General features: G+C 65.7%; 25 protein-coding genes and 1 tRNA gene. 15 read left to right on the forward strand and 11 right to left on the reverse strand.

All coding sequences use genetic code 11. The features are described 5' to 3' along the window. Positions 1 to 51: 51 nt before the first annotated feature. Both clpA and gloB read right to left on the reverse strand, forming a co-directional pair. Positions 52 to 2,370: an ATP-dependent Clp protease ATP-binding subunit ClpA gene (clpA, locus tag C5F44_RS13750; protein WP_107674119.1), complete on the reverse strand. Its 2,319-nt coding sequence runs from the start codon at positions 2,368 to 2,370 to the stop codon at positions 52 to 54. Between the two features lie 160 nt (positions 2,371 to 2,530). Then, entirely contained in the window at positions 2,531 to 3,298 is a 768-nt protein-coding gene (gene gloB, locus C5F44_RS13755) for a hydroxyacylglutathione hydrolase (protein ID WP_107674120.1), read from the reverse strand. A gap of 62 nt (positions 3,299 to 3,360) precedes the next feature. Here gloB and C5F44_RS13760 point away from each other — a divergent pair, with 62 nt between their 5' ends. After that, positions 3,361 to 4,128 (forward strand): class I SAM-dependent methyltransferase, encoded by a 768-nt coding sequence (locus C5F44_RS13760; protein ID WP_107674121.1) that lies wholly within the window; start codon positions 3,361 to 3,363, stop codon positions 4,126 to 4,128. Positions 4,129 to 4,135: 7 nt separating this feature from the next. Here the strand turns inward: C5F44_RS13760 and C5F44_RS13765 are convergent, their stop codons facing one another. Further along, the gene (locus C5F44_RS13765; RefSeq protein ID WP_107674122.1) at positions 4,136 to 4,705 is read right to left on the reverse strand and encodes a L,D-transpeptidase; all 570 of its coding nucleotides are present in this window, start codon (positions 4,703 to 4,705) and stop codon (positions 4,136 to 4,138) included. Between the two features lie 471 nt (positions 4,706 to 5,176). Here C5F44_RS13765 and C5F44_RS13770 point away from each other — a divergent pair, with 471 nt between their 5' ends. The 7 genes from C5F44_RS13770 (at position 5,177) to C5F44_RS13800 (ending at position 11,280) form a co-directional block, all read left to right on the forward strand. Continuing rightward, complete coding sequence (locus tag C5F44_RS13770) at positions 5,177 to 5,737, forward strand: F0F1 ATP synthase subunit delta (RefSeq protein ID WP_107674183.1); 561 nt, start codon at positions 5,177 to 5,179, stop codon at positions 5,735 to 5,737. Next, a complete protein-coding gene (atpA, locus tag C5F44_RS13775) occupies positions 5,737 to 7,275 on the forward strand; it encodes a F0F1 ATP synthase subunit alpha (RefSeq protein ID WP_107674123.1) in 1,539 nt (512 codons plus the stop codon). The genes C5F44_RS13770 and atpA overlap by 1 nt, the downstream gene beginning before the upstream one ends. A 20-nt stretch (positions 7,276 to 7,295) precedes the next feature. Next, entirely contained in the window at positions 7,296 to 8,156 is an 861-nt protein-coding gene (locus tag C5F44_RS13780; RefSeq protein WP_107674124.1) for a F0F1 ATP synthase subunit gamma, read from the forward strand. Between the two features lie 6 nt (positions 8,157 to 8,162). After that, positions 8,163 to 8,912, forward strand: coding sequence for a hypothetical protein (locus C5F44_RS13785; RefSeq protein WP_107674125.1), 750 nt, complete (start codon positions 8,163 to 8,165; stop codon positions 8,910 to 8,912). Positions 8,913 to 8,987: 75 nt separating this feature from the next. After that, positions 8,988 to 10,418 (forward strand): F0F1 ATP synthase subunit beta, encoded by a 1,431-nt coding sequence (gene atpD, locus C5F44_RS13790; protein WP_107674126.1) that lies wholly within the window; start codon positions 8,988 to 8,990, stop codon positions 10,416 to 10,418. 9 nt (positions 10,419 to 10,427) lie between these two features. After that, the gene (locus C5F44_RS13795; protein ID WP_107674127.1) at positions 10,428 to 10,820 is read left to right on the forward strand and encodes a F0F1 ATP synthase subunit epsilon; all 393 of its coding nucleotides are present in this window, start codon (positions 10,428 to 10,430) and stop codon (positions 10,818 to 10,820) included. Positions 10,821 to 11,010: 190 nt separating this feature from the next. Further along, positions 11,011 to 11,280, forward strand: coding sequence for an H-type lectin domain-containing protein (locus C5F44_RS13800; RefSeq protein WP_328588508.1), 270 nt, complete (start codon positions 11,011 to 11,013; stop codon positions 11,278 to 11,280). A 27-nt stretch (positions 11,281 to 11,307) separates the two neighbouring features. On the opposite strand, the gene C5F44_RS13805 is transcribed toward C5F44_RS13800, so the two are convergent. Then, positions 11,308 to 12,678, reverse strand: coding sequence for a methyl-accepting chemotaxis protein (locus tag C5F44_RS13805; RefSeq protein ID WP_181318274.1), 1,371 nt, complete (start codon positions 12,676 to 12,678; stop codon positions 11,308 to 11,310). Between the two features lie 133 nt (positions 12,679 to 12,811). Continuing rightward, a complete protein-coding gene (locus tag C5F44_RS13810) occupies positions 12,812 to 13,831 on the reverse strand; it encodes a ribose-phosphate pyrophosphokinase (RefSeq protein WP_107674130.1) in 1,020 nt (339 codons plus the stop codon). Between the two features lie 164 nt (positions 13,832 to 13,995). Here C5F44_RS13810 and C5F44_RS13815 point away from each other — a divergent pair, with 164 nt between their 5' ends. Then, positions 13,996 to 14,802, forward strand: coding sequence for an alpha/beta fold hydrolase (locus tag C5F44_RS13815; RefSeq protein ID WP_107674131.1), 807 nt, complete (start codon positions 13,996 to 13,998; stop codon positions 14,800 to 14,802). 9 nt (positions 14,803 to 14,811) lie between these two features. On the opposite strand, the gene C5F44_RS13820 is transcribed toward C5F44_RS13815, so the two are convergent. From C5F44_RS13820 to C5F44_RS13840, 5 genes are all read right to left on the reverse strand, one after another. Then, positions 14,812 to 15,840: a threonine aldolase family protein gene (locus C5F44_RS13820; protein ID WP_107674132.1), complete on the reverse strand. Its 1,029-nt coding sequence runs from the start codon at positions 15,838 to 15,840 to the stop codon at positions 14,812 to 14,814. Next, positions 15,840 to 16,292, reverse strand: coding sequence for a YcgN family cysteine cluster protein (locus C5F44_RS13825; RefSeq protein ID WP_107674133.1), 453 nt, complete (start codon positions 16,290 to 16,292; stop codon positions 15,840 to 15,842). The genes C5F44_RS13820 and C5F44_RS13825 overlap by 1 nt, the downstream gene beginning before the upstream one ends. Before the next feature lie 90 nt (positions 16,293 to 16,382). Beyond that, a complete protein-coding gene (locus C5F44_RS13830) occupies positions 16,383 to 17,306 on the reverse strand; it encodes a bifunctional riboflavin kinase/FAD synthetase (RefSeq protein ID WP_107674134.1) in 924 nt (307 codons plus the stop codon). Between the two features lie 40 nt (positions 17,307 to 17,346). Next, positions 17,347 to 17,799, reverse strand: coding sequence for a MaoC family dehydratase (locus C5F44_RS13835; protein WP_107674184.1), 453 nt, complete (start codon positions 17,797 to 17,799; stop codon positions 17,347 to 17,349). 125 nt (positions 17,800 to 17,924) lie between these two features. Further along, complete coding sequence (locus tag C5F44_RS13840; RefSeq protein WP_107674135.1) at positions 17,925 to 18,812, reverse strand: TIGR01459 family HAD-type hydrolase; 888 nt, start codon at positions 18,810 to 18,812, stop codon at positions 17,925 to 17,927. Positions 18,813 to 18,928: 116 nt separating this feature from the next. Between C5F44_RS13840 and C5F44_RS13845 the strand changes: the two genes are divergently transcribed. Further along, entirely contained in the window at positions 18,929 to 19,327 is a 399-nt protein-coding gene (locus C5F44_RS13845) for a rhodanese-like domain-containing protein (protein ID WP_107674136.1), read from the forward strand. Between the two features lie 50 nt (positions 19,328 to 19,377). On the opposite strand, the gene C5F44_RS13850 is transcribed toward C5F44_RS13845, so the two are convergent. Beyond that, entirely contained in the window at positions 19,378 to 20,298 is a 921-nt protein-coding gene (locus C5F44_RS13850) for a manganese-dependent inorganic pyrophosphatase (protein WP_107674137.1), read from the reverse strand. A 134-nt stretch (positions 20,299 to 20,432) separates the two neighbouring features. Between C5F44_RS13850 and C5F44_RS13855 the strand changes: the two genes are divergently transcribed. The 5 genes from C5F44_RS13855 to C5F44_RS13875 all read left to right on the forward strand — a co-directional run bounded on the left by C5F44_RS13855 (position 20,433) and on the right by C5F44_RS13875 (position 22,503). After that, complete coding sequence (locus C5F44_RS13855) at positions 20,433 to 21,137, forward strand: AzlC family ABC transporter permease (RefSeq protein WP_107674138.1); 705 nt, start codon at positions 20,433 to 20,435, stop codon at positions 21,135 to 21,137. Then, the gene (locus C5F44_RS13860) at positions 21,134 to 21,457 is read left to right on the forward strand and encodes an AzlD domain-containing protein (protein ID WP_107674139.1); all 324 of its coding nucleotides are present in this window, start codon (positions 21,134 to 21,136) and stop codon (positions 21,455 to 21,457) included. The genes C5F44_RS13855 and C5F44_RS13860 overlap by 4 nt, the downstream gene beginning before the upstream one ends. A gap of 82 nt (positions 21,458 to 21,539) precedes the next feature. Further along, positions 21,540 to 21,857 (forward strand): DUF3775 domain-containing protein, encoded by a 318-nt coding sequence (locus tag C5F44_RS13865; protein WP_107674185.1) that lies wholly within the window; start codon positions 21,540 to 21,542, stop codon positions 21,855 to 21,857. Between the two features lie 60 nt (positions 21,858 to 21,917). Beyond that, positions 21,918 to 22,367 (forward strand): thioredoxin TrxC, encoded by a 450-nt coding sequence (gene trxC, locus C5F44_RS13870; RefSeq protein WP_107674140.1) that lies wholly within the window; start codon positions 21,918 to 21,920, stop codon positions 22,365 to 22,367. A gap of 60 nt (positions 22,368 to 22,427) precedes the next feature. Beyond that, a tRNA-Ala gene (locus C5F44_RS13875) sits at positions 22,428 to 22,503 on the forward strand. Positions 22,504 to 22,721: the final 218 nt, after the last annotated feature.

Genomic DNA, 22,721 nt, shown 5'->3' on the forward strand with positions numbered 1-22,721 from the left:
CTGCCCGGAAAAGCAAAACCCCCGCCGGTGGCGGGGGTTTTCTTTTCTGGATCATTCGGCCGTCAGCAGCGGGGGCTTCTGGCCGGTCAGCCGGGGTTTCTGCGGTTCCTGCACCTCAAGGACGATGGCATCGTCCTTGACGCCCACCTTCACCAGCCCGCCCTTGGTCAGCTTGCCGAACAGCAGTTCCTCGGCCAGCGGCTTCTTGATGTGTTCCTGGATCACGCGGCCCAGCGGACGCGCGCCCATCTTGTCATCATAGCCCTTTTCGCCCAGCCAGGCCGCCGCTTCCGGCGTCAGCTCGATATGGACGTTGCGGTCGATCAACTGGGCTTCAAGCTGCAGCACGAACTTCTCGACCACTTGCAGGATGATCTCGCGCCCAAGGGGCGCGAAGGAAATCACTGCGTCCAGACGGTTGCGGAATTCCGGCGTGAAGGTGCGTTCCACCGCCGCCGTATCCTCGCCCGTGCGGCGTTCGCGGCCGAAGCCGATGGCTTCCTTGGCCATGTCCGCCGCCCCGACGTTCGAGGTCATGATCAGGATCACGTTGCGGAAATCCACCGCCCGGCCGTTGTGGTCGGTCAGCTTGCCGTGGTCCATCACCTGCAACAGGATGTTGTAGACATCCGGGTGCGCCTTCTCGATTTCGTCCAGCAGCAGCACGCAATGCGGGTGCTGGTCCACGCCATCGGTCAGCATCCCGCCCTGATCGAAGCCGACATAGCCGGGCGGGGCGCCGATCAGACGGGAAACCGCGTGTTTCTCCATGTATTCCGACATGTCGAAGCGCAGCAGTTCCACGCCCAGCGTGGCCGCAAGCTGTTTGGCCACCTCTGTCTTGCCCACGCCGGTGGGGCCGGTGAACAGGTAGTTGCCGATGGGCTTTTCCGGTTCGCGCAGGCCGGCACGGGCCAGCTTGATGCTGGCCGACAGCGCCTCGATCGCCTTGTCCTGGCCGAACACCAGCCGTTTGAGCGTTCTTTCCAGATCGCGCAGCGTTTCGGCATCGTCCTTCGAGACGTTGCGCGGCGGGATGCGGGCGATCTTGGCCACCACGGCCTCGATCTCCTTGGTGCCCAGAACCTTCTTGCGCTTGGAATCGCTGACCAGATGCTGCGCCGCCCCCGCCTCGTCGATCACGTCGATGGCGCTGTCGGGCAGCTTGCGGTCATTGATGTAGCGGCTGGCCAGTTCCACCGCCGACTTGATCGCATCCGCGGTGTAGCGCAGTTCGTGGTGTTCCTCGAAATGCGGCTTGAGGCCCATCAGGATCTTGATGGCATCGGGCACCGACGGTTCGTTCACGTCGATCTTCTGGAACCGGCGCGACAGCGCGCGGTCCTTTTCGAAGTGCTGGCGGAATTCCTTGTAGGTGGTCGAGCCCATGCAGCGCAGCTTGCCGCCCTGCAACGCGGGTTTCAGCAGGTTCGAGGCATCCATCGCTCCGCCGCTGGTGGCGCCGGCGCCGATGACGGTGTGGATCTCGTCGATGAAGAGAATCGCATCGGGGTGATCCTCAAGCTCTTTCACCACGGCTTTCAGCCGTTCCTCGAAATCGCCGCGATAGCGGGTGCCGGCCAGAAGCGCGCCCATGTCGAGGCTGAAGATCGTGGCGCCCGACAGAACCTCGGGCACCTCTTTCTTGATGATCTTCCAGGCCAGGCCTTCGGCGATGGCGGTCTTGCCGACGCCGGGGTCGCCCACCAGAAGCGGGTTGTTCTTGCGCCGGCGGCACAGCACCTGGATCGCCCGCTCAACCTCGGCCTCGCGGCCGATCAGCGGATCGACATCGCCCTTGCGGGCCTTGATGTTCAGATCGACGCAATACTTGGACAGCGCCGATTCCTTGGCTTCGCCCGCCTCGGCCTTGGGGGTTTCCTGCGGTTCGTCCGCGCCCTGAACGGGGCGGCTTTCGCCATAGGACGGGTCTTTCGCCACGCCATGCGCGATGAAATTCACCGCGTCGTAGCGGGTCATGTCCTGTTCCTGCAGGAAATAGGCCGCGTTCGATTCCCGTTCGGCGAAGATGGCGACCAGCACGTTGGCGCCCGTCACCTCGGTGCGGCCAGACGACTGCACATGGATCGCCGCGCGCTGGATCACGCGCTGGAAGGCTGCCGTCGGCACCGCTTCGCTGCCTTCGACGCTGGTCACCAGCGTGGACAGGTCATCGTCGATGAAATCGGTCAGGGTCTTCTTCAGGTCTTCCAGATCAACCGAACAAGCCTTCATCACGCGGGCCGCGTCGGGTTCGTCGATCAGGGCCAGCAGGAGGTGTTCCAGCGTGGCGAGTTCATGGCGACGCGCATTGGCCAGGGCCAGCGCCGCGTGGATGGCTTGCTCGAGCGTGGACGAGAATGACGGCACTTGGGCGTGCTCCTGTTCCTCGGGGTCGGGCGGGGATGAACCCGCATTCGACCGTGGCCTCATGGGAGTAAAGTTCGGTTCTTTTTGTCGCACTTCAAGCGCAATCTGCGCCCGATCCGCATTTGTCTTGGTCCATCACCGGAAAAGTGATGTCCGCGTCTCAAAACAGGTCTTTCCGCGCGCGGATTTCGGCAAAGACCACCGTGTCGCTTGCCTGGGGCAGACCGACCGCTGCCTTCATCTGCGGCAGGGGGGCGCGCAGGAAGGGGTTGGTCGCCAGTTCTTCGGCAAGTGTCCAGGGCATTGGCAAGCGGCCTTCGCGGCGCATCTCGGACAACCGCCCTTGCCGAGAGATAAGCGCGGGATTGCCGGGTTCAAGGGCCAGAGCGAAGCGCAGGTTGCCGTCCAGATAGTCATGCCCCGAACAGATCAGCGTTTCGGGCGGCAATGCGGCCAGTTTCGACAGGCTGGCCCACATCTCGGCCGGCGTGCCTTCGAACAGACGGCCGCAGCCGGCGGCCATCAGGCTGTCGCCGGTGAAGGCCAGCGCGCTGCCCGGGAAGTGAAAGGCGATATGGCCGCGGGTATGGCCCGGCACGTCGATCACCACGGCGCTTTCGGCCCCGATGGCCACCCGGTCGCCTTCTCGCAGGGCGTGGTCCAGCGGCGGCAGGCGGTGCGCATCGGCGGCCGCGCCGTGGACGCGGGCGCCGGTTGCGGCGTGGATCTCGGGCACGGCCTGGATATGGTCATCGTGGTGATGCGTCAGCAGGATGTCGGTCAGCCGCCAGCCCTGCGCGGCCAGCGCCGACAGGACCGGCGCGGCTTCGGGGGCATCGACCAGCGCGGTGCGGCCCGACGCGGCGTCATGCAGCAGGAAGGCGAAATTGTCCTTCAGGCAGGGCACGGTCAGCAGGTTCAAGGCCATGGTCTTTCCCCGTTCAGCGGCTAAGATGCCCCGACCTTGACCCGAACGGGGGCCCGTCTGCAATGCACCTCGACGTGCAGGATCTGCGCGATTTCTACTATCGCACCCGGTTGGGCCGGGTGGCGCAACGGGCCATTCGTGACCAGATGCTGCGCCTTTGGCCACCGGCTGCCGGGCATACGGTGGCGGGCTTCGGCTTTGCCGTGCCGTTGCTGCGCCCCTATCTGGCCGAGGCGCGGCGGGTGGTGGGGCTGATGCCCGGGCCGCAGGGGGTGATGCCCTGGCCCGCGGGGATGCAGAACGTCTCGGTCCTGTGCGAAGAGAACAACTGGCCGCTGCCGACCGGGCTGGTGGACCGGCTGGCGGTGATGCACGGGCTGGAAACCAGCGAAAACCCCTCGGCTGTGCTGGATGAGGCGCATCGTGTACTGGGGCCGGGGGGCCGGGCGCTGTTCGTGGTGCCGAACCGCGCCGGGCTGTGGTCGCGCCGTGATGCCACGCCCTTCGGCTTTGGCCGGCCCTATTCCAACGCCCAGCTTGAGGCGCAGTTGCGCCGCCACGGCTTTACCCCCGAACGCAGCCTGACCGTGCTGCACGCGCCGCCCAGCCAGACACCGTTCTGGCTGCGCACCGCCGATGCCTGGGAAAAGCTGGGTCGCCGCCTGCCCTGGCTTTCGGGCGGGGTGCTGATGGTCGAGGCGTCGAAACAGGTTTATGCGCCTACACGGGGCGGCCTTGGGGCGGTGGTGAAAAAACCGCTGCGGGTGCTGGAGGGCATCGGGCAGGGCGCGGCGAAGCCCGCCCTGAACCCGCGCGCCGGGCAGGACTGACCCGCCCTCAGATCACCCGCACCCGCGTGCCCACCGGGCAAAGCTGGAACAGTTCGGCGATCATCTCGTTGTAAAGGCCGATGCAGCCGTCTGACGACCGGCGGCCGATCTTGCGGGTGTCATGGGTGCCGTGAATGATATAGGCTGGCCAGGACAGATACATCGCATGGGTTCCCAGCGGGTTGTCAGGCCCCGGCCCGATCGGCTTCCAGTCGGGATAGCGTGCCATCTGCGACGGCGTGGGGGTCCAGGACGGCCCTTCCTTCTTGCGCACGATCTCGGTGTAGCCGCGCTTGGTCAGATCGTCCGAAATCGGCACCGAGGTCGGGAAGATCCGGTGATCGCCGCCTTCGGCGTTCCAGTAATGCAGGGCGCGCGAGAAGGTGTCGGCCACAAGCATCGGCTTGCCAAGGCTGTCGAAATGATCGCGCCAGGCGTGCATCTGGAAGCCCGACACATTGTTGCGCACCGTGGCCGGGGCGGCGTCCTGCGAAAGGGCAGGGGTTGCAAGGGCGGCCCCCGCGGCGCTGGCAAGGCCAAGCGCCATTGCGGCGCGGCGGTTGAGGGTGTCGGTCATGGGGGCCTCCTGTCTGCTGGCCCGCGCGGCCTGACCCGACAGGCGACGGACCCTTCACGCGGACATATTCGGGTTTTTAGATGATTCTCTGATACATGATTGTCAACCGCAACGGGCGTGCCTGACGCCCTCGTGACAGGGGCGTGAGCTGGGGCGTGAGCGGGGCCGCCCTGCCAGAGACGGCAGACCGGCCGTCGATTCTGCGCAGCGGGATGCCCGCCGGGGGTGCATCACGTTGGCGCAGCGCAGCCCAAAGGTGCCGGATGCCCCCGATTTCCTACCTTTAGCGCCAACAGCGTGTTAAACCTCAGTAGCGCGGTCAGGAAAGCGCGTCCAACCCGTTGCGGGGCTGCAAAGCCTCTGCTAAGGACGCCGCAAAATCGGAATACTTGGGGCTTGCTTCTGTCCGTGGCCATTCGACGCATGGCCGAGGTCGAGAAAGGTGAAGCCCGAGACAAGGGAAGGACGATCGTGGCCGAAGCAGCTTCCATCTCGCAAGGCATCGCCGAGCGCTACGCCACCGCGCTCTTCGAACTTTCGAAAGAGACCGGCGCGCTGAAGACGCTGGAAACCGACATTGATGCGCTCAAGGACGTTCTGGCCGGCAGCCCCGACCTGGGCGCCATGATCGCCTCTCCGGTGATCAGCCGCGGCGATCAGGCCAAGGCCGTTGCCGCGATTGCCGGCAAGATGGGCCTGAGCCCGCTGATGACCAACACCCTGGCGCTGATGTCCGAAAAGCGGCGTCTGTTCGCGCTGCCGCAGGTTCTGTCGGCGCTGGCCGGCCTGATCGCGGAAGAAAAGGGCGAAGTGACCGCCGAGGTCACGGCTGCCACCAAGCTCTCGGCCGCGCAGGCCAAGAAACTGGCCGAAACGCTGAAGGCCAAGGTCGGCAAGACCGTGAAACTGAACACCACCGTTGATGAAAGCCTCATCGGCGGACTTATCGTCAAGCTGGGCTCGACCATGATCGACACGTCGGTCAAATCGAAGCTCGCTTCCCTGCAGAATGCCATGAAAGAGGTTGGGTGATGGGAATTCAGGCTGCCGAGATCTCTGCGATCCTGAAAGAGCAGATCAAGAACTTCGGCAAGGATGCCGAGGTGGCCGAAGTTGGCCGCGTGCTGTCGGTCGGTGACGGGATCGCCCGCGTCTATGGTCTCGACAACGTGCAAGCCGGTGAAATGGTCGAATTCCCCGGTGGTATCCGCGGGATGGCCCTGAACCTTGAAGTGGACAACGTCGGGATCGTGATCTTCGGCGACGACCGCGACATCAAGGAAGGCGACACCGTCAAGCGCACCAAGTCCATCGTGGACGTGCCGGCCGGCAACGGCCTGCTGGGCCGCGTCGTGGACGCCCTTGGCAACCCGATCGACGGCAAGGGCCCGATCGTGGCCTCGGAACGCCGCATCGCTGACGTGAAGGCGCCGGGCATCATCCCGCGCAAGGGCGTGCACGAGCCCATGGCGACCGGCCTCAAGGCCGTGGACGCCATGATCCCGATCGGCCGCGGTCAGCGCGAGCTGATCATCGGCGACCGTCAGACCGGCAAGACCGCCGTGGCGCTGGACACCATCCTGAACCAGAAGGTCTATAACGACGCCGCCGGCGACGATGAATCGAAGAAGCTGTATTGCGTCTATGTCGCCATCGGCCAGAAGCGTTCGACCGTTGCCCAGCTCGTGAAGAAGCTGGAAGAAACCGGCGCCATGGCCTACACTGTGGTCGTTGCCGCCACCGCGTCGGACCCCGCTCCGATGCAGTTCCTGGCGCCCTTCTCGGGCACCGCGATCGGCGAATTCTTCCGCGACAACGGCCGCCACGCCCTGATGATCTACGATGACCTGTCGAAGCAGGCCGTGGCCTATCGTCAGATGTCGCTGCTGCTGCGCCGCCCGCCGGGCCGCGAAGCCTATCCGGGCGACGTGTTCTATCTGCACTCGCGCCTGCTGGAGCGTTCGGCCAAGATGAACGGCGATTTCGGGGCCGGTTCGCTGACCGCGCTGCCGATCATCGAAACCCAGGCCGGCGACATCTCGGCCTATATTCCGACGAACGTGATCTCGATCACCGACGGCCAGATCTTCCTGGAATCGGAACTGTTCTACCAGGGCATCCGCCCGGCCGTGAACACGGGTCTGTCGGTGTCGCGCGTGGGGTCTTCGGCGCAAACCTCGGCCATGAAGTCGGTGGCCGGCAAGGTGAAGCTGGAACTGGCGCAATACCGCGAAATGGCGGCCTTCGCGCAGTTCGGTTCGGACCTGGACGCTTCGACCCAGGCCCTGCTGAACCGCGGCGCCCGTCTGACCGAACTGATGAAGCAGCCGCAGTATTCGCCGCTGACCAACGCGGAAATCGTCTGCATCATCTTCGCGGGCACCAACGGCTATCTCGACAAGGTTGCCGTCCGGGATGTCGGCCGTTTCGAGGCCGGCCTGCTGAAGCACCTGCGCACCAAGGGCAAGGCGCTGCTGGACGACATGACCAAGAATGACCGCAAGGTTGCGGGCGATCTTGAAAAGGCCATTCGCGCGGAACTCGACGCTTTCGCCAAAGACTTCGCCTGAGCCCCTGAAGGAGTAGGCAGATGCCCAGCCTGAAGGACCTCAAGAACCGGATCGGAAGCGTCAAGAACACGCGGAAGATCACGAAGGCGATGCAGATGGTCGCCGCGGCGAAACTTCGTCGCGCGCAGGATTCGGCCGAAGCCGCCCGTCCCTATGCTGAACGCATGGGGGCGGTGATTGCCTCGCTGGCCTCGGGGCAGGGTGCCGGTGCGCCCCGCCTTCTGGCAGGAAACGGTCGCGACCAGATTCACCTTCTGGTCGTGATGACCTCGGAACGCGGCCTTTGCGGCGGCTTCAACTCGACCATCGTGCGTCTGGCCCGCCAGCGCGCGAACGAGCTGGTGGCGCAAGGCAAGACGGTCAAGATCCTGACCGTCGGCAAGAAGGGCCGTGAGCAGCTCAAGCGGGACTGGGCCAGCGCGTTTGTTGGCCATGTCGATCTGTCGGACGTGCGGCGCCTTGGCTATTCCAACGCCCAGGGCATTGCGCGCGAAGTTCTGGCGGCCTTTGAGGCCGGCGAAGCCGATGTGGTGACGATCTTCTACAACCGCTTCCAGTCGGTGATCAGCCAGGTTCCGACCGCGCAACAGGTTATCCCCGCCAAGTTCGAGGCGGCCGAGACCAATGCGCTGTATGACTACGAACCCAGCGAAGAGGCCATTCTGGCCGACCTTCTGCCGCGGGGCGTGGCCACGCAGATCTTCACGGCGCTGCTGGAAAATGCCGCTTCGGAGCAGGGCGCGCGGATGTCCGCCATGGACAACGCAACCCGCAACGCCGGCGACATGATCAACAAGCTGACGATCCAGTACAACCGGAGCCGTCAGGCCGCGATCACCAAGGAGCTGATCGAAATCATCTCCGGCGCCGAGGCCCTGTAAGACGCCATGAAACCCGTGCCGACATATGTGCAGGACAAGGACGAGAGCACGCTGATGTTCTCGGTCTGCTCGTTGGTGCGGGATCAGGCGAAATACGACCGTCTGCTCGAGTCGTTCGAGCGGTTCGGTTTCACCCCGGACAAGGCCGAGTTTCTGGCGGCCGACAATCGTGAGGGCAACCAGTTCCACGGGTTTTCCTGGCACAAGCAGATGCTGCCCCGTTGCAAGGGCCGCTATGTGATCTTCTGCCATGAGGATGTGGAGCTGGTCGACCGCGGCTACGACGATCTGGTTGCCGCGATCGAGGCGCTGGAAGAGGCCGATCCGAAGTGGCTGGTGGCCGGTGTTGCCGGCAGCCCCTGGCGGCCGCTGAACCACAGCGTCACCGCGCAGGCGCTGCACATCAGCGATGTCTTCGGCAACGACCGTCGGCGGGGCAATGTGCCCTGCCGGGTGGAAAGCCTGGACGAATGTTTTCTGCTGATGCGGCGGCTGAAGCCGGTGCTGAACTCTTACGACATGCAGGGGTTCCACTACTACGGGGCGGATCTTTGCCTGCAGGCGGAATTTCTGGGCGGTCGCGCCTATGCGATCGACTTTCACCTGCACCACTACGGCCGCGCGATCGCGGATGAGAACTTCCATCGCCTGCGCCAGGAAATGGCGCAGAAATACCGCCGCTGGTTCCCCGGCCGGATCCTTCACTGTGTGACGGGACGGGTGGCACTGGGCGGCGGATGGTATGAGGCCCGATAGGCGCAGGTCATCGGAAATAGGTAGCGGCGCGGGCAACCGGGCCGAAGGAAACACAGCGAAACGAGGCTTATGACAATGGCAACGACTGTCTCCAAAGGTAAGGTGACCCAGGTCATCGGCGCCGTCGTGGACGTTCAGTTCGAAGGCGTTCTTCCCGCGATTCTGAACGCGCTGGAAACCACCAACAACGGCAAGAAGCTGATCCTGGAAGTCGCCCAGCACCTGGGCGAGAACACGGTCCGCTGCATCGCCATGGATGCCACCGAAGGCCTCGTGCGCGGCGCCCCGGTCAGCGACAGCGGCACCCCGATCTCGGTGCCGGTGGGCAATGCCACGCTGGGCCGCATCCTGAACGTCGTCGGGGAACCGATTGACGAGCGCGGCCCGATCGCGGCCACGGAAAAGCGCGCCATTCACCAGAAGGCGCCCGACTTCCAGTCGCAGTCGACCGAATCGCAGATCCTTGTCACCGGCATCAAGGTGATCGACCTGCTGGCCCCCTATTCCAAGGGCGGCAAGATCGGCCTGTTCGGCGGCGCCGGCGTGGGCAAGACGGTTCTCATTCAGGAACTGATCAACAACATCGCCAAGGTGCACTCGGGCTACTCGGTGTTCGCCGGCGTGGGCGAACGGACCCGTGAAGGCAACGACCTGTATCACGAGTTCATCGAATCGGGCGTCATCAACATCGACGATCTGGAAAAGTCGAAGGTGGCCCTTGTGTACGGCCAGATGAACGAACCTCCGGGGGCGCGTGCCCGCGTGGCGCTGACCGGCCTGACGCTGGCCGAGCAGTTCCGTGACCAGTCCGGCACCGACGTTCTGTTCTTCGTGGACAACATCTTCCGCTTCACCCAGGCGGGTTCGGAAGTGTCGGCTCTGCTGGGCCGTATCCCTTCGGCCGTGGGCTACCAGCCGACGCTGGCCACCGACATGGGGCAGCTTCAGGAACGCATCACCTCGACCAAGGCGGGTTCGATCACCTCGGTTCAGGCGATCTACGTTCCGGCCGACGACCTGACCGACCCCGCGCCGGCCACGTCCTTCGCCCACCTCGACGCCACGACCACCCTGTCGCGCGCCATTTCGGAACTGGGGATCTATCCGGCGGTTGACCCGCTCGACTCGACCTCGCGTCTGATGGACCCGCAGATCCTGGGCGAAGAGCACTACAACACCGCCCGTGCGGTGCAGGGCATCCTTCAGCGCTACAAGTCGCTGCAGGACATCATCGCCATCCTTGGCATGGACGAACTGTCGGAAGAGGACAAGCTGACCGTGGCCCGCGCCCGGAAGATCCAGCGGTTCCTGTCGCAGCCGTTCGACGTGGCGCAGGTCTTCACCGGCTCGCCCGGCGTGCAGGTGCCGCTGGACAAGACCATCGCCTCGTTCAAGGCGGTTGTGGCCGGCGAATACGACCACCTGCCGGAAGCGGCCTTCTACATGGTCGGCGACATCGAGGAAGCCAAGGCCAAGGCCGCGAAGCTTGCCGCGGCTGCGGCCTAAGGGGGCGTCATGGCAGCAACCCTGCAATTCGACCTGGTTTCCCCTGAACGGCGGCTTGCCTCCGTTCAGGCGACCGAGGTGCAGATCCCCGGTGCCGCTGGCGACATGACGGCGATGCAAGGCCATGCGCCGACCATTACCACCCTGCGCCCCGGCATCCTGCGCGCCGTTTCGGCCGAAGGCACCAAGGCCTATGTGGTGACCGGCGGCTTCGCCGAAATCAGCGCGACCGGCGTTTCGGTCCTGGCCGAACGCGCGGTGCCGCTGGACGAAATGGACGCCAAGCTGATGGATCAGCTTGTTGCCGACGCTTCTGCCGCCAGCAGTGTCGGTGTGGACAAGGACACCGCCGAAAAGGCAATGTCCGATCTGCAGGCGATGAAGGCCGCAGCCGGCTTCTGAGCCAGGCCACGGCCCGTGATCATATGTCCCCCGCCGATGGCGGGGGCATTTCTTTTAACTAGTCGCTCACATTTGTACTGTGTAGTTGTCACAAAGTTGATGGAGTGACGTTATGCTGCGTCTTGGGGCTTCGGTCGGCGTACATCAAGGATCGCGGATTCTGTTTTCGGATTTTGCGGACGGCGGGCAGATGTGGACGGGGAATGGCCCGCGCGAATACCGCCTGGACGTGACCTTTCCCGAACCCTTCACCCGGACGCCGGCGGTTACGGTTGGCCTGTCGATGTGGGACATGGACCACAAGACCAATTCCCGCATGGACATCGGCGCCGAAAACATCACGCCGCAGGGCTTTCAGATCGTGTTCAAGACCTGGGGCGATACGCGCATTGCGCGGGTCCGGGCCGACTGGCTGGCCATTGGCTCGGTCCGCGATGATGAGGATTGGGAAATCGAATAGCGCCGGTCCTTGCCAGGGGCGGCCGCGTCAGAACCGATAGGCCAGTCGCAGCGCGCCCCAGTGCTGGCCCTGCACCAGAATGGGTGCCGAGACATCCTTCATCATCACGAAGTTGTCCCCGCCCATGTCGCGCCGGTAGATCTGCATCAGGAACGGGGCGGTTGACCGGGCTGCTGCCTGCCCCACCCTGTCGGCAAAGATGCGGCGGTTGCGGCAATGGGCGGCATTCCAGACCGGATCAGGGCCCTGCGGGGCCGAGAATTTGCGGTTGTGGGTCGGCAGATACCCGGTCCTGTTCACTGCGGCACAGAACACCACCCGCGGGTCCAGCGCCAGTACCGGTTCCTGCACCGGGGGGGGCAGCCGGTCTGTCAGGGCGGTGAAGGGGGCCAGCACCTGCTGCGGGGCCGTGCCCGGAACCGGCTCATAGGCGGTCGAGAACAGGTCTGCCCCCGAAATCTCACCCTTTGCAAGGGCTGCTTCCAGTGCCTGACCGATCTGACGGGCGCGGTCCATGGCCGCGTCGATCAGGGGGCGGTCTGCGGTTGCCCCGCCAAGGGCGAACATGTGCTGCACCATCCCTTCGCCCAGATGCACCAGCGCGGCGACGCGATCCCGCGCTTCGTTCACCAGACCGGCCTGGGCGGTTACTTCATCATGCAGGGCCCGGAAGGTGGGGGCAAAGCCCTGCATCACCCCGCGCAGACGTGCCGCCTCATCCGACAGGGTGGACAGCTCGCCGTCCGCCTGTGCCGCCTGGGCGCCGATCAGGCGCAGGGCGGTTTCTGACGCGGCAAGTTCGGCCATGCCGGCCTGCGCCTGCACGGCCACCCCCTGGGCTTCGGCCTGCAGGATCCCGATCTCGCCCGCCAGGGCGCCCACGGTATCCGAAATCAGCCGTGCCGCATCGGTGGCCTGGGCGGCCAGCGCGTTCACCGCATCGGCCACGACCGCAAAGCCGCGCCCGGCGGGGCCGGCGCGGGCGGCCTCGATCTTGGCGTTGATCGCCAGCAGGCTGACCTCGCGCGCGATTTCCAGCACCCTTGCATTTGACTGGCTGGCGGCGCGCATTGCCTGGTCGATGCGGCCCAACTGCCCGCCGACGCCGCCCACCCAGCCCATCACCTGCTGGCTGGAGGACAGCGCAAGCCCGACTTGGCCGGTTGATGTGGCCAGCGCTCCGATCAGCCCGCCGATCACCGATGACAGCCGATCGGTCGCCGCGATCATGGTGGCACTGGCGGCTGAAACCCCGCGGGCCCCGCCCCGCGCTTCGGTCAGCCGGGCGAGTTGCTGGCGGGCTGCCGATTCCACACCTTCCAGAAAGCCCGCGACATCAACGATGTCATGCCCCAACTGCATGGAAACCGACGCCATCTCGTCAAGGATACGGTCCATAGACTGCCGCAGCGGAGGGGGCGGCGGAGAGGCAAGGGGGACGGCTGACGAAGGGGGGGGCATGCGGAGCGCGGCTCCGGGCAGGTATGGCGCCACACTGACCGACAGCCGTTTCCGCCCGGTTAATGCCGGCTCACCCGCGCGGGTAGAGGCCTTCGTAGATGGGCGTCAGGGTCTCGGTCTCGAACAGGCTGGAGACCGACATGCCGCCCCAGATGTTCAGGATCGCCTGTGCGAACATCGGTGCGGTCGGCACGATGCGGATGTTCTTTGCCGCCTGCACCTTGTCGCCCTGTTCGATGGAATCGGTGATCACCAGCGATTTCATCACCGATTTCGACACCCGCTCGACCGCCGGGCCCGACAGCACGCCATGGGTGATGTAGGAATGAACTTCCTTCGCGCCCTGTTCCATCAGCACCTCGGCCGCCTTGCACAGGGTTCCGGCGGTGTCGCAGATGTCGTCGACGATGATGCAGACCTTGCCCTCGACATTGCCGATCACCGTCATCTCGGCCACTTCGCCGGCCTTTTCGCGCCGCTTGTCCACGATCGACAGGGGCGCGTTGATCCGCTTGGCCAGTTCGCGGGCGCGGGCCACGCCACCCACGTCGGGCGAGACGACCATCACCTCATCAAGGCGGCCCTTGAAATGGTGTTCGATGTCCAGCGCGAAGACCGGGCTGGCATAGAGGTTGTCCACCGGAATGTCGAAGAAGCCCTGAATCTGCGCGGCGTGCAGGTCCAGGGTCAGCACGCGGTCCACGCCGGCCTGGGTGATGAGGTTCGCCACCAGCTTTGCCGAGATCGGTGTGCGGGCCTTGGCGCGGCGGTCCTGGCGGGCATAGCCGAAATAGGGGATCACGGCGGTGATGCGCGCCGCCGACGACCGGCGCAGCGCATCGACCATGATCAGCAGTTCCATCAGGTTGTCATTCGCCGGGTTCGACGTGGGCTGGATGACATACATGTCTTCGCCCCGGACATTCTCATAGACCTCGACGAAGATTTCCTGATCGTTGAAGCGTTCGATCCGCGCCTCGACCAGATTGATCGACATGCCCCGGTGCATCGACATCCGACGCGCGATGGATTTCGCAAGGCTGAGGTTGGCATTGCCGGAAATCAGTTTCGGCTCGGTGATGGCGGGCATTTGAACACTCCGGCTGGGCAACGGAATCGGTTGCGGCGGGCATAGCACCGGGGCGGGCGGGGCGCAAAGGGGCGGCGGCACTTCCTGAGAAGGCAACACGCCGGATTGGCTTGAACATGGGCTTTTGCGGGTCTATGGCGAAAACCTGTGTTGCGGAATGACCAATGCCTGAAGATTTCACTGCCCCGCCGCTTGCCCCCGTGCGCGTCTGGGACCGGGGTGATCCGCGCCCGGTTCTGGCGGTGCATTGCAGCCTTGCCCATGCCGGAGCGTGGTCCGGTCTGGTCGAAAGGCTGCACGGGCTGACGCTGACCGCGATGGACCTGCCCGGTCATGGCCGCGCGCCCGATTGGGATGGCATTGCCGACCTTCAGGATCTGGCCACCCGCGATGCGATTGCACTGGCCGAGGCGCAGGGGCGCCCGGTTGACCTGTTCGGCCACAGTTTCGGCGCCACCGTCTGCCTGCGGATCGCGCTGGAGCGCCCTGATCTGGTGCGCAGTCTGGTTCTGGTCGAACCCGTGCTGTTTGCCGCCGCGCGCAGCCATGCCGCCTTTGCCGGGTTTCAGGCCCGCCATGAGGCGGTGGCCGCGGCCATGGCAAGCAACCGGGCCGAGGCGGCGGCGCTGTTTCATGCCGACTGGGGCAATGGCGAGGCGCTGGCCGATCTGCCGGACCGCCAGCGGCACTATATCATCGACCGCATCCACCACATCGCGGCGCAATCCGCCGCCCTGGTGGACGACCGCGCGGGTCTGACGCGGCCCGGCGGGCTTGAATCCGTGGCCGTGCCGGTGCTGCTGATCGAAGGATCGGAAAGCCCGGCGATCATCGAGGCGATTCAGGGGGCGCTTGCCGCACGCTTGCCGCGCGCCATCCGGCTGATCGTGCCGGGGGCGGGGCATATGGTGCCGATCACCCACCCGCATCTGATTGCGCCCGCGATACAGGCGCATCTCGACGCGGCCTGAGCGGGCGTTTCAGCCGGCCAGAGCCGCAAGAAAGCGGTCGACATCCGCGCCGGTGGTGTTCCAGCTTGTCACCAGCCGCGCCGCTTCGCGCCCCTCGGGGGCGGGCATCTCGTAATAGACGGCCCCGGAGGCCTGCAGCCGGGCATGGGTGCCGGCGGGCCATTCGGGGAACATCATGTTGGCCTGAACGGGGTGGGTCTGGCGCACGCCGGGAATGGTGGCCAACCCCGCCGCCAGCCGCGCGGCGGCGGCATTGGCCTGCGCGGCCAGCCGCAACCAGAGGCCGCCGTCCAGATAGGCGTCCATCTGCGCGGCCAGATAGCGGTGTTTCGAGAAGAGATGACCGCCGCGCTTGCGGCGCAGCTCGAATTCCCAGGCTTTGGCCGGATCGAAGATCACCACCGCCTCGACGCCCAGACAGCCGTTCTTGGTACCGCCGAACGAGAGCAGATCAATGCCGGCCTTCCACGTCATCTCGGCCGCCGTCGCGCCCGTTGCCACCAGCGCATTGGCGAAGCGGGCCCCGTCCAGATGGCAGGGCAGGCCGAAGTCATGCGCGGCGGCGGCCAAGGCCGCAATTTCCGCCGGGGTGTGGACGGTTCCCGCCTCGGTCACGTTGGTGATCGACACCGCCCCGCGCTGCACGCCATGCACGCTGCCGCCGGTGCCAGCGATGGTGGCGCGCAGGCCTTCGGGCGTCATCCGTCCATGGGGGCCGTCCACCAGAACCAGCTTGGCGCCGTTGGAATAGAACTCGGGCGCGCCACATTCATCCTCGGCGATATGGGCGTGCCGGTGGCAGAAGATCGCGCTCCAAGGTGGGGCCACGGTTGCCAGGGCCAGTGCGTTGGCGGCGGTTCCCGTCGCCACCAGATGCACCGCCGCCTCGGGGGCCTCGAACAGCTCGCGCAGGCGGTCCTGCACCCGTTCGGTCAGCGCATCGGCGCCGTAGCCGCGGGTGAAGCCGTCATTGGCGGCGGCCAGCGCGGCCATGACTTCGGGCGCCGCGCCCGAGCTGTTGTCAGAGGCGAAAAACATCAGGGCCGTTCCTCGATGATGTGGTCTTCCCAGTCGTCCTCGGGGACGGCTGCTTCCGAAAGGGTCTGCCCCCGGACCGAATGTCCCGAGGAATGGGTGGTTTCCGCGTCGCCCGTCACCAGCGGGTGCCAGTCGGGAAGTGGCTCTCCCAGCCAAAGCAGCTTGTAGGCGCAGGTGGAGGGCATCCAGTAGGCCACGCGCGGCAGCGACTTGGGCGTCAGCACCACACATTCGGGAACATGTTTCTTGCGGTTCGGATAGTCGGCGCAGCGGCAACCGGCATCATCGAACAGCCGGCAGGCGATGCGGGTGTAAAGCACCTCGCCCGTGTCCTCGAACTCCAGCTTGTTCAGGCAGCACTTGCCGCAACCGTCACAAAGCGCCTCCCATTCGGGGGCGGTCATCTTCTTCAGCGGGACGGTTTCCCAGAACCGGGGGCGCAGCTTTTCCATGCGGGCAACCTGCGCTGAACGCGGCCGGAAGGGAAGGGGAGGCAAAAATCTTCCAGAATTTTTGCGGTTGCCCCTGAAGGAACCCGGGGCCTAGACCGCCGACAGGATCGCCCTTGCGCGGGCGCAGTCGGCCTGCATCTGGTCGATCAGGGCCTGCAGCCCGTCGAACTTCAGCTCGGGGCGCAGGTAATCGACCAGCGCGACCGAAAGGTGGTGGCCGTAAAGATCGCCCTTGAAATCCAGCAGGTTGGTTTCAAGGTTCGGCACCTGCCCGTCGAACATCGGCCGCACGCCAAGGCTGGCCGCGCCCATATAGGTGCCGACCTGCGGTCCGGTCCGCACATCGACCTTGACCGCATAGACGCCGAAGCGGGGCAGGTGCAGCCCGTCCAGCGCCATGTTGGCGGTGGGGAAGCCCAGTTCGCGGCCGCGCTTTTCGCCGTGGATCACCTCGCCCTCGATCCGGTGCCAGTGGCCCAGCATGGCGGCGGCATCGCGCGGGCGGCCTTCGGTCAGCGCGGTGCGGATCGCGGTGGACGACACCTCGATCCCGCCTTGCCGCAGCAGCGGTGCGATGGTGGTGCGGAACCCCAGCTCGCGGCCCAGCCGGGCCAGATCCTCGGCCGTGCCGGCGCGGCCCTTGCCGAAGCGGAAGTCTTCGCCCACCACCAGATGCGAGATGCCCAGACCTTTCATCAGCACCTGGCCGGCGAAGTCTTCCGGCGACAGGCCCGACAGCAGCGTTCCGAACTGAAGCTGGAACAGATGTTCGACGCCCAGCTTGTCCAGCCGGTTCGCTCGCGCCTCGGCATTCATCAGGCGGAAGGCGGGGGCGTCGGGGGCGAAGAACTGCCGTGGGTGCGGTTCAAAGGTGATCACCCCAAGCGGGCCTTGTCCGCGCGCAAGGTCGATGACCGAGCGGTGGCCCAGATGCACCCCGTCGAAATTGCCCATTGCGCAGGATGCCCCGCGCGCGGCCGGGTCAAGCCATTGCCAGTCCTGATGAATCTGCATCGGCCCCCCGGGCAGCGGGCCGGCGTCGGGCGCGGGCCGCTCAGTCGAACTTTCGGCTTGGCGCCAGAACCAGCGCCTCGCCCTTCAGGACCACGGTTTTACCCACCGAGGCCCAGGTTTCAAGGGTCACCCGGCGTTTCGCGTGGTCGATGGCCAGAACACGCACTTCGGCGGTGACCTGATCGCCCGGCCGGACCGGGGCCATGAACTTGAGGCTTTGGCCCAGATAGACCGTGCCATGCCCCGGCAACTGTTCCCCGATCACCGCCGAGATCAGCCCGGCGGTCAGCATCCCATGCGCGATGCGGCCCTGGAACATGGTGTCCTGCGCATAGGCTTCATCCAGATGCACCGGGTTGCGGTCGCTGGAGACCTCGGCAAACAGTTCGATGTCGCGATCGGTGACAACCTTGGTCAGGCTGCGCGTCATGCCGATTTCAAGATCTTCAATGCAGATCGTGCCGCGGGGCAGGTTGTGCGTTGTGTCCAGCATCATGATGAGTCCCATCCAGGTGGCGGGACGCTAGCAGATGCCGCAGCGCAGCGCAATTCCCGTGCGCAAGAAATGTTCTGCTGCGTTTTGATTGTCGCAACAATATTTCCGGCGCGATTTGGCGATCAGCGCAGATGACCCATGGCCAGCGTGGGCGAAAGTTGCCGCTCGGCCAGCCATTGCGCAAGTTTCGCGGCATCGGGGGTGGTGCTGTCGGGACCGAAGGCGGCGGCGTCGATGCCGCCGGTGATGAACAGCGTGTCCAGCCCTTCGGCGATGCCGCCCTGAATATCCGTCGCGATGCCATCCCCGATGCAGAGTATGGCGCCATCGGTATCGCGCAGCGCGGCCAGGCGACGCCGGGCCAGATCATAGATCGGCGGATGCGGTTTGCCGAAATACAGCGCCCGGCCCCCCATCGCCTCGTAATCCCGCGCAAGGGCGCCGGCGCACCACAGGCGGCGGTCGCCATAATCGACCACGATGTCGGGGTTCGCGCACAGCATCGGCAGGCCCAGCGTCTTGGCCATCAGCAGTTCGGCCCGGTAATCCTCGGGCGTTTCGATCAGGTCGTCGCGCAAGCCTGTGCAGACCACGCCTTCAGCCTCGCGCAACGGCACGCGGAGGATGGGCGGCTGGCCTTGGGCAAAGGCGGCGATGTCGGGGGCAAAGTCGGTGTAGAAGGGTTCGTCCTTCTCGGCCCCGATGGCAAAGACCTTGCGCCCCACCGCGCCCGACAGCAGCGCGAACTGCGCCGCATCGCCCGAGGTGACGATCTCGTCCCAGGCATCTTCCGGCACGCCCATGCCCAGAAGCTGCTGCGCCACGCTGGATTTCGGCCGGGGCGCATTGGTCAGCAGGACCACCGCGCCACCGCCCGCCCGATAGGCGCGCAGGGCGGCAACCGCATCGGGAAAGGCGGTCTTGCCGTTGTGCAGGCACCCCCAAAGATCGCAGAACACGGCATCATAGCGTGCGGCAACGTCTGACAGGCGGGGGATGATCTCGGTCATGGCGGCTCCTTCTCTTGGGGGTTTGTCGCCCCGGCAGCGGAAAAAGGAAAGGCCCGCTTGGCCCGGGCGGCGAAGCTGCGTTATATGCGAATCGTGGAATGTGATCGGAGAGCAGGATGAAACTGGCAATGATGCGGCTTGCCCTCGTGGCCGCTCTCGCCGCCGCGGCCCCCGCGCTGCGGGCGGGCGAGGCGGTGGAAGAGGCGCTGACCGTCGAACAGATGCAGGCCAGCGGCGCGCTGGTGGTGGACATCCGCACGCCCGAGGAATGGGCGGAAACCGGCGTGATCGACGGCGCGAAGCTGGTGACCTTCACTGACGCCGACAGCTTTCTGGCCGCCATTGGCCCCGAGATTGCCGATGGCCGCGACCTTGTGCTGGTGTGCCGGTCGGGCCGACGCAGCGGCATTGCCGCCGAGGCGCTGGCGGAGGTGATTCCGAACCGGGTCATCTCGCAGCAGGGCGGCATGGTGGGGCTGGTCGCCGGCGGCTACAGTCCGGTGCCGCCAGGCTGAAACGAAAAGGGCCGGGGAAACCCCGGCCCGGTTCCGTTCTCTGACCCGGATCAGATCTTCAGCGCCGGGATGATCTGCTTCTTGCGGCTCATGATGCCCGGCAGAACGACGGTATCGCCCGACACCTTGCAGGGGAAAGAGGCTTCTGCGATCTGCTTCACCAGATCGTTCGGCACCAGCAGGGTGGCCTCTTCCTTCAGGATGTCGATGATGAACAGCAGCACCTGATCGGCGCCGTCTTCCTTGGCAACGGCGGGCATACTGGCCATCAGGCTGGCCTTGCGGTCCAGCAGAACCTTCGGCGCGGTGGTTTCCAGAACCGAGACGCGCAGTTCCTTGCCGTCGATGTTGTATTCCTTGCTGTCCATCCGCAGCAGGGCGGCATCCGAGAAGGCCGAGACATCGGATTTGGCTTCGAAGAGCTGCGCCGCGAAGTCCGGGATCGACACGCCAAGATCGGCGGCCAGCTTCTCGGCCACGGCCTTGTCATGGGCGGTGGTGGTGGGGCTGCGGAATTCCAGCGTGTCGGACAGGATGCAGGACAGCATCGCGCCCTTGATCGCCTTCGGGGCCTTGGCCAGATCGTCCCCCATCAGATCGTGCAGGATGGTGGCGGTGCAGGCCAGCGGGCGGATGGTGATGTCGATCGGGTTCTTGGTCTTCAGGCCGCCGACCAGCATGTGGTGGTCGATGATGCCTTCGATCCTGGCCTCGTTGATCGAGGGCGGCAGTTCGGCGGGATTGTTGGTGTCAACGATCACGACGCTGGTGCCGGCGTCCACATCCGCAATGATCTCGGGCTTGGTCAGGCCCCAGTGGCGCAGCACGAAGGCGGCTTCGGTGTTCGGTTCGCCCAGCAGCACGGGCTTGGCGGGCACGCCCTTCACCTCGGACAGATACCAGGCCCAGATGATGGGGCTGCCGGTCGAGTCGGTGTCGGGGGATTTGTGGCCGAAAACGAGGGTGGTCATGGAACGGGACTCATGTTTTGGGGTTTGGCCGGGCTTATAAGTGAGGGTTGGGGAAATGTCACCCTGTCCGGTGGGGCGGCGGTGCCCCGCCGGTTTTGACAAGGGCGGCGCGGGCGGATAGCGGTTGGCGCATCATGTCAGACGACGCTTTTTCCCCCGAACCCCCGCCGCGCTTTCTGCAGGGGCTGCTGCAATCGGTGCCGATTGCGCTTGGCTATTTCCCCATCGCCTTTTCCTTCGGCGTGGCGGCCACCCGGGCCGGGCTGACGGCGCCCGAGGCGGTGATGCTGTCGCTGGTGATCTATGCCGGGGCTTCGCAGTTTCTGGCGCTGGCGCTGGTGACCAGCGGGGCGCCGGTGCTGGTGTCGGCCTTCACGCTGATCGCCATGAACCTGCGGCATGTCCTTTATGGCCCCGCGCTGATGAAGCAGGCAGGTAGCGGCGCCAGCCGGCGGCTGGCCTGGGGCTGGGCCTGGGGACTGACGGACGAGGTGTTCGGTCAGGCCCTGGGGGCGCTTGCGCGCGGGCAGCGGTTTTCCGAACGCTGGATGTTCGGCCTTGGCCTTGGCGCCTATGCCGCCTGGGTGGGCGGCACGGCGGTGGGGGCGCTGGCCGGTGGCGGCGCGCTCGAGGCCTGGCCGGCGCTGAACGCAGGCCTTGGCTTCATGCTGACGGCGCTGTTCCTGGCGCTTCTGCTGTCGATCCTGTCGCGGGCGGCGCTGCCGGCGATTGCCGTTGCGGCGGTGGCCACGGTGATCGGCACGCTGGCGGTATCGGGCACCGTGGGAATTCTGGCCGGCATGATCTGCGGCGCATTGGCGGGGGTGGTGCGGCGATGAACACCGATCTTGTCCTGCTGGCCGTTCTGGCCGGGGCGGCGAACTGGGCCTTCCGCGCGCTGCCGACGCTGCTGCTGCGGCAAGAGCCCCGGCCCGGCGGGCTGGCGGCGCGGTTTCTGGCGGCCACCGGGCCGGCGGCGATTGCGACACTGGTCGTCGCCTCGGCCCTGCCGCAGCTTTACCCGGTGCCGCGCGACCTGATCCCGCTGGCGGCGGGCGTGCTGGCAACCGTGGCGGCCTATCTGCCGCGCCGCTCGGTCGTGGGGGCGACGCTGGCGGGGGCCACGGCCTATGGCGCGGTTTTCTGGCTGGTCAGTTGAATCGGCGTGACATAATGACAGCCCTCGCCCCTTGCGCGCCGCGCCGATGCGGGCGACCATGCCCGCCAAGGAGGCCCGCCCGATGATCGAGATCAGTCCCAGTAAGGTTGTGCAAGTCATCTTCCTGTCGCGTGAGGAGGCGGCCGGCGAATCCGAGCTTTGGGCCTTCATCGACGGCATGAATTCCGAGGAGAAGGCGCATCTGACCGCCATCGCCTGGGTCGGCCGCGGCGCCTTTGAACCCGAGGATTACCTTGAGGCGGTAGAAACCGCCTTTGTGCAGGCCACGACGCCGACGGCAGACTACCTGCTGGGGATGCCGCATCTGGGCGAGAACCTTGAAGCGGGGCTTGAGGCGCTTGGAGTCGATGTCTCGGGCGAGGAAGAAGACCTGCTCTGACCCCTTGCAGGTGGCCGGGGCAGGGCACATTTATTCCGCAATCGGAATATGAGGTGTGCGATGCCCGCAACGATGGATGCCGTAAAGCTGACCTGCGCCACCTGTGGCCAGGCCAATCGTGTGCCGCTGGCCCGGCTGGCCGAGGGGCCGAAATGCGGCCATTGCGGCGATCCGCTGGCCGATGGGCGGGTGGCCGAACTGGAGGCCGCGACGCATGACAAGATGACGCGGGGTGACGGCTTGCCGGTTCTGGTGGATTACTGGGCACCTTGGTGCGGCCCCTGCCGCAGCATGGCCCCGGAATTCGCCCGCGCCGCCAGGACGCTGGCCCCGCAGGTGCGGCTGATGAAGCTGAACACCGAGGATTACCCGCAAATCTCGGCTCGGGCCGGCATCCGGGGGATTCCGGCGCTGATCCTGTATCGCAACGGGCGCGAGGTCGCGCGCCTTGCCGGTGCCCGCCCGGCGGCCGAGATCGTGGCCTTCGCACGCCAGCACAGCCAGCCCTGAGCCCCGCTTCGCCCGCTTGACAAGACAACGACATTGGGCCAGATACCCGCCACGGTCATTGGGGCAGTAGCTCAGTTGGGAGAGCGTATCGTTCGCAATGATAAGGTCAGGGGTTCGATCCCCCTCTGCTCCACCATTGACCGCTGATTTTATTGGGTAATTTCTCCTGCAAGGGGTCTTCCCATAGCGGGACGGCGCTTTCTGGCGCGGATGTACCGAAACACTCCCCAAATGAAACGCCTTTGTCAGCACACCCCAAAGGCCGCCTTCGACCACTGGGTCAGTATCAAAGTGCTGCGTCGGGTGCCGGTCATGATCTGGCGACCAGCGGCCAACCGGCTGTGTGAGGGAAGC

Source organism: Fuscovulum blasticum DSM 2131 (genome assembly GCF_003034965.1).
In the GTDB taxonomy this organism is placed as follows: Bacteria; Pseudomonadota; Alphaproteobacteria; order Rhodobacterales; family Rhodobacteraceae; genus Pseudogemmobacter; species Pseudogemmobacter blasticus.